Annotated in this window: 4 protein-coding genes and 1 pseudogene; all 5 read left to right on the top strand. The window is 38.0% G+C overall.

Annotated elements, in window-relative coordinates:
- Nucleotides 1–72: 72 nt before the first annotated feature.
- Nucleotides 73–713: pseudogene (locus tag VFS71_RS19250) on the top strand (glycoside hydrolase family 97 N-terminal domain-containing protein); the annotation flags it as partial.
- 120 nt (nt 714–833) lie between these two features.
- Nucleotides 834–1,952 (top strand): glycoside hydrolase family 97 catalytic domain-containing protein, encoded by a 1,119-nt coding sequence (locus VFS71_RS19245; protein WP_326403286.1) that lies wholly within the window; start codon nt 834–836, stop codon nt 1,950–1,952.
- Between the two features lie 164 nt (nt 1,953–2,116).
- Nucleotides 2,117–4,282: a glycoside hydrolase family 3 C-terminal domain-containing protein gene (locus VFS71_RS19240; protein ID WP_326403284.1), complete on the top strand. Its 2,166-nt coding sequence runs from the start codon at nt 2,117–2,119 to the stop codon at nt 4,280–4,282.
- 2 nt (nt 4,283–4,284) lie between these two features.
- Nucleotides 4,285–5,862, top strand: a complete 1,578-nt coding sequence (locus VFS71_RS19235) for a GH39 family glycosyl hydrolase (protein ID WP_326403283.1) — start codon at nt 4,285–4,287, stop codon at nt 5,860–5,862.
- Nucleotides 5,863–5,892: 30 nt separating this feature from the next.
- On the top strand, nt 5,893–6,897 hold a 1,005-nt coding region (locus VFS71_RS19230), incomplete at its 3' end, for a glycoside hydrolase family 3 protein (RefSeq protein WP_326403282.1).

The following is a 6,897-nucleotide window of genomic DNA, read 5'->3' as shown; positions in this document are numbered from 1 at the left end:
GCTCAAGGCAAAAAGACAAAATCTTATGAATTGGCTTCTCCTGCAGGGAAAAACAAAATTCAATTTCAGTTGGTGGATAGCGCACCAAAATATGCGGTTACTCACGGAAAAACTCAAGTGATTACACTATCAGATATGGGTTTTATGCTAAAAAGCAATGAAGATTTTAGCAAAAATTTGAAGTACTCAAAGTAGAGAATTCCACTTTTGATGAAACTTGGGAACAGGTTTGGGGAGAAAAGAAAAACATCAGAAACCACTACAACCAAATGGTGGTGCAATTGCAACAAAAAAGCAACGAGAAACGCAAACTGGAAATTCAGTTCCGTGCTTATGATGACGGAATTGCCTTTAGATATGTGTATCCAAAACAAGCAACGAAAGACAGCGTCTTTATCATGGATGAAAAAACAACTTTCAACCTGAAAGATGACGGAAAAGCATGGTGGATTCCGGCAAACAGAGAAAATCGTGACGAATACCTTTTTAAAGATGCACCGGTAACTACTCTTGACACAGTTTTGACACCGCTTACTATCGAAAGCAAAAGCGGATTGAAATTGAGTTTTCACGAAGCAAACCTAAAAGATTTTGCCAGTATGACTTTGGTAAATACTACTGGTACACAACTTAAATCTGATTTGGTGCCTTGGGCTGATGGTGTAAAAGTGCGTGTAAAGGATACGTTTACTTCTTCTTGGAGAACACTTCAAATTGGAGAAAAATCAGGAGATCTGATTACGTCTTATTTGATTTTAAATCTAAATGATCCAAATAAATTAGGGAATGTAAATTACTTTAAACCATACAAATATTTCGGAATTTGGTGGGGAATGCATATCGGGAAATATTCATTTTGGGAAAGCCCAATTCAGGGAGCAACAACCAAACATGCTGAAGAATACATCGATTTTACCGCCAAAGAAGGTTTTCACCATTTGCTAATTGAAGGCTGGAACAAAGGCTGGACACCTGCTTGGTATGAAAATAAAATGCACATGTTCAGTTTTACAAAAAGTGCCGATAATTTCGATTTGGAAAAAGTAGTTGAGTACGGAAAGAAAAATGATGTGGCGCTTATCGGATACCATGAAACTGGTTCAAACCTGATTAATTACTTAAAAGAAGTGGATGATGCTTTTGCTTTGTACAAAAAATTAGGAATGCACTCGGTTAAAATTGGGCACGTGGGTTCTAAATTAAACATGAAAGAAAATCACTTCGGACAGTTTGGAGTGGATTATTTCAGATATATTTTAGAAAAAGCAGCCCAATATGATTTGGCTGTATTGTACCATGAGTCCATAAAAGACACAGGAGAACGCCGTACTTTTCCAAATATGGTTTCAAGAGAAGCAGCAAGAGGACAAGAGTACAATGCTTGGAGTGAAGGAAATCCACCAAATCATTTGACTATCATTCCGTTTACCAGATTACTTTCTGGACCAATGGATTTTACACCAGGGATTTTTGATGTTGAGGTAAAACAAGGGTATCCAGGGAAAAGGGTTCACGGAACAACGGCACAACAATTGGCATTATATGTAACGATTTATGCTCCAATCCAAATGATGGCAGACCTTCCTGAAAATTACGAAGGGAAACCAGCTTTACAATTCCTAAAAGACGTTCCAACAGATTGGGAAGACACGAAAGTATTGGAAGGAAAAATTGGAGAATACATCACCACAGCTCGTAAAGACAGAAACAGTGCCGATTGGTTTTTGGGAACTATTACTAATGAAAAGGCGAGAGATGTAAATGTGTCATTGTCTTTCTTAGATAAAAATGCCACATACGAAGCACAGATTTATGCGGATGCTGAAGGTACTGACGAAACACATAATCCATCTGCTGTAGCGATTTCTAAGAAAACCGTTAAAGCTTCAGATAAATTAAAATTGCATTTAGGCGGAGCTGGAGGAACAGCCATCCGATTCAAAAAATTATAAAAAATAATTTGGGCGTGCCCCAAGGGTCGGGCTGTACGTTCCCGCTTTTTTATTGTCCCATAAAAAATGGGACAATAAAAAGAGCTCCACTGCCATCCCTCACGCAATTCTGCATTAATCAAGTCTATTTGTGTTTTCAAAAAGATACTTAGCCAGTAATTAAGATGAAAAATTTTATATTTTATTTATTCTTTATATTATCTGTTGTACCAGTTTTGGCACAAAAAAAACAGCAATACCCTTTTCAGAACCCAAATTTGGAAACTGAAAAACGTATTGACAATCTGTTATCGTTGATGACTTTGGAGGAGAAAGTTGCGGTGTTAAGCACTAATCCTTCCGTTCCCAGATTGGGAGTTGTAGGTACAGGCCACGTCGAAGGATTGCACGGATTGGCATTGGGCGGTCCAGGCAAATGGGGAGGAAAAGGAAAAGAACCAATTACAACAACTACATTCCCGCAGGCCTATGGTTTAGGCGAAACTTGGGATGTAGATTTGATTCAGAAAGTCGCGCAAGTGGAAGCTTATGAAGCGCGTTATGCTTTTCAGAAATACCATCGCGGAGGTTTGGTGATTCGAGCTCCAAATGCCGATATCGCGAGAGACCCGCGTTGGGGACGCACCGAAGAAAGTTACGGAGAAGATGCTTTTTTTAACGGAACGATGACAGTCGCTTTTGTAAAAGGGCTTCAAGGGAATCATCCAAAATATTGGCAAACGGCTTCGTTGATGAAACACTTTTTGGCGAACAGCAACGAAGACGGCAGAACTTATACTTCATCCGATTTTGATGAACGTCTTTGGAGAGAATATTATTCCGTTCCTTTCAGGATGGGTGTTGTTGAAGGCGGTTCGCATGCCTATATGGCTTCTTACAATAAAGTAAACGGAATTCCGGCTATGGTGCATCCGATGCTGAAAGAGATTACTCAAAAAGAATGGGGACAAAACGGAATTATCTGTACCGATGGCGGTGCTTTCAAATTATTGCTTTCGGATCATAAATATTATGCCGATTCGTATTTGGGAGCTGCTGCAGCAGTGAAAGCAGGAATCAATCAGTTTTTGGATGATTATAAAGAGGGTGTTGATGGTGCTATTGCAAAAGGATATCTGACTGAAAAAGAGATTGACGAAGTCATCAGAGGTGATTTTCGGGTGATGATAAAACTGGGAATGTTGGACGCTACGGATGCAAATCCATTTGCAAAAATAGGAACCGGTAAAGACACGATTGATCCTTGGAAATCTGATGCTCATAAAAAGTTGGCATTGGAAGCAACATTGAAATCAATTGTTTTATTAAAGAATGATCCAGCGAAACAGCTTTTGCCTTTGCAAAAAGGAAAAATCAAAACGATTGCCGTAATCGGAGCGCATGCAGACGAGGTGCTTTTGGATTGGTACAGCGGAACACCTCCTTATAAGGTAACGCCTTTGCAGGGTATAAAAAATAAATTGGGTTCGAATGTTGAAGTTTTATATGCCAAAAATAATGCGGACGGGAAAGCAGCAACTATAGCCAAAAAAGCAGATGTTGTCATTGTTATCGTAGGTAATCATCCGGTTTGTAATGCCGGTTGGGCTGATTGCCCAGTGCCAAGCGAAGGAAAAGAAGCCGTTGATCGCCAGTCTTTGACATTGGAACAGGAAGATTTAATCAAGATTGCGTATCAGGCGAATCCTAATACGGTGGTGACGCTTATCAGCAGTTTTCCGTATGCGATTAATTGGACGCAAGAACATATTCCGGCTATTGTACATATGACGCAAAATAGCCAAGAATTAGGATCAGCTTTGGCCGATGTGTTATTTGGTGATTACAATCCAGCGGGAAGATTGACACAAACTTGGATAAAAGACATTACGGATTTGCCTGATTTATTGGATTACAACATCCGCAACGGAAGAACCTATATGTATTTTCAAGGGAAGCCTTTGTATGCTTTTGGTCATGGATTGAGTTACACTAGTTTTGAATACAATTCGATAGCCACAAACAAGGAAACTTTAGAAAAAGATAAAGAAATAACAGTTTCAGTTTCGGTTACCAATTCTGGAAAAAGAGACGGAGAGGAAGTAGTACAATTGTATGTAAAATCGATAGATTCGGCTATTCAACAACCTATAAAAGCATTGAAATCTTTTCGAAGAGTGGTATTAAATGCAGGAGAGACTAAGACAGTTGCTCTAACTTTAAAAGCCAAAGATTTAGAATATTGGAACACAGCCAAACAACAATTTGAACTTGAAAAAGGCCAAATTGAAATTGAAGTGGGAAGTGCTTCTGATAAAATTCTTTTGACAAAGAAAATTAGCATTAAATAAAGATGAAAAAACATTTTACAATACTTATTATTCTCTTAGGCCTAAGCAATGTTGCATTGTTTGGACAAAACTCCAATGCCAAAAATAGAATTATAAAAGTCGATTATAATAAATCGGCTGGAGATATGAATACTATGTTCAAAGAATGCATTGGAGCAGGTAGAGCCAATGAAGGATTGCGTGCCGATTGGCAACAACAATTGGCTATGGTAAAAAAGGAATGTGATTTTAAATACATCCGTATGCACGGTTTATTGACTGATGATATGGCGGTTTACCGTGAAGACAATAAAGGAAATCCGGAATACAATTACCAGTATATTGATGCTTTGTATGATTTTCTTTTGAGTATAAAAATAAAGCCTTTTGTGGAATTAGGGTTTATGCCTTCGGCGTTGGCCAGCGGAACTCAAACCATTTTTTGGTGGAAAGGAAATGTAACTCCTCCAAAAGATTATAAAAAATGGGAAGACTTAATTCGCAATCTAACACAGCATTTTACCGAACGTTATGGTGCCGATGAAGTGAAGACTTGGTATTTTGAAGTTTGGAACGAGCCCAATCTGTCACCAGGATTTTGGACAGGAACCCAAGAGGAATATTTTAAATTATATGATTATACAGCTAGAGCCATCAAAAGCGTAAATCCAGCTTACAAAGTGGGAGGTCCTGCAACTGCCGGAGCGGCTTGGGTACCGGAAACAATTGAATTTTGTAGTAAAAACAAAGTGCCTTTAGATTTTATCTCTACACACGCTTACGGAGTTGGTCAAGGTTTTTTAGATGAATTTGGAGGTTCTGGAACCGTCTTGAATAAAGATGAATCGAGTGTGAGTGGTGAAGTAATTAATTCACGGAAGCAAATTTCAAGTTCTGCAAAACCAAACTTGGAATTGCATTATACTGAATGGAGTTCATCGTACACTCCGGCTGATCCAATCCACGACAGTTACCATTCGGCGGCTTATATTCTTCAAAAACTAAAACAAGTGGGTGATGCACCAAACTCTATGTCCTATTGGGTTTTTACCGATATTTTTGAAGAACCGGGCCCAAGATTTACCCCTTTTCACGGTGGTTTCGGATTGTTGAATACACAAGGAATTAAGAAACCAGCTTATTTTTCGTATTCTTTTTTAAATAAATTGGGAGAAACTGAATTACAAAATGCGGATACATCTTCTTGGGCAACTAAAAATGCAAAAGGTGATGTTCAGGTTTTGTTTTGGGATTTTAGCTACACCTTGCCGGATGCTACAAATAATCAACAATATTATATAAAAGATTTACCGTCAAAATCAAAAGGAGCTGTGAAAATTGAAGTGGCAGGACTCCAAAAAGGAAAGTATAATTTGGAATTATACAAAGTGGGCTACAAAGTGAATGACGTGTTCACCGATTATCTAGGAATGAATAAACCTAATCAACTTACTCTTCAACAAGTAAATATCCTTAAACAGAAAAATAATGGTTCACCGATTGCGACTGAAAATGTAACTATCGATTCAAAAGGAATTTATAGCAAAGAATTTAACATAAATGAAAATGATGTGCTGTTGCTGAATTTTGTAAAGCAATAGTTGAAAAAATAAGACAAAAAACAATTAGTTATGAAAAATAAAATAATCAAATTATCCTTTTTTTCAATGTTATTGGTTACAGGATACAATGCGAATTCACAAACTGTTAAAAGTGCAAAAGTCAAAGAATCTATTGTGGCAAAATCTTTAACTTCAAAAAACGATGCCGAAATCGATAAGCTGATTTCAAAAATGACTCTGGAAGAAAAAATAGGTATGCTGCATGGTAACAGTATGTTTGCTAATGGAGGTGTAAAACGTTTAGGCATTCCAGAATTAAAAATGGCCGATGGACCATTAGGGGTTCGTGAAGAAATTTCTCGTGATAGTTGGGCACCTGCGGGATTAACTAATGATTTTGCGACTTATTACCCGGCAGCTGGAGCTTTGGCAGCTACTTGGAATCCTTCGTTGGGGTACACCTTTGGTAATAGTGTAGGGCAGGAATTGAGAGCCAGAGACAAAGATATGTTGCTTTCACCGGCAATTAATATCGTGAGAACTCCACTTGGAGGAAGAACGTATGAATATATGACCGAAGACCCGTTTTTGAACAAAAAAATGGCTGTACCTGTGGTTATTGGTTTACAGGATAACGATGTTATGGCTTGTGTAAAACACTTTGCAGCCAATAATCAAGAAACAAACCGTGATTTTGTTGATGTTCAAATGGATGAGCGTACCCTGCGTGAAATTTATTTGCCAGGATTCGAAGCTGCTGTAAAAGAAGCTAAAGCCTATAGCATAATGGGAGCTTATAACAAGTTTAGAGGTGAATATTTATGCGAAAACGATTATATGTTAAATAAAGTATTGCGTGACGAATGGGGTTTCAAAGGTGTTGTTGTTTCTGATTGGGCTGCGGTACATTCCACAGTAAAATCCTTAAATAGCGGTTTGGATATCGAAATGGGAACGCCTACAACAAAGTTCAACGAATTTTTCTTGGCCGATAGATTAATAGCCGCTGTTAAAGCTGGAGAAATTTCAGAAACCGAAATTAATAAACACGTAAAAAGAATATTAGGAGTCTTA

This window comes from Flavobacterium sp. (genome assembly GCF_035760125.1).
GTDB lineage: Bacteria > Bacteroidota > Bacteroidia > Flavobacteriales > Flavobacteriaceae > Flavobacterium.
Note: the sequence above shows the minus strand (reverse complement) of the source record. Positions and strands in the feature narration are given on the sequence as shown.

What these genes read in the sequence shown, in the direction of transcription:
- VFS71_RS19245 (WP_326403286.1), top strand. Translation starts at nt 834, where the DNA reads ATGCATATCGGGAAATATTCATTTTGGGAAAGCCCAATTCAGGGAGCA.
- VFS71_RS19240 (WP_326403284.1), top strand. Translation starts at nt 2,117, where the DNA reads ATGAAAAATTTTATATTTTATTTATTCTTTATATTATCTGTTGTACCA.
- VFS71_RS19235 (WP_326403283.1), top strand. Translation starts at nt 4,285, where the DNA reads ATGAAAAAACATTTTACAATACTTATTATTCTCTTAGGCCTAAGCAAT.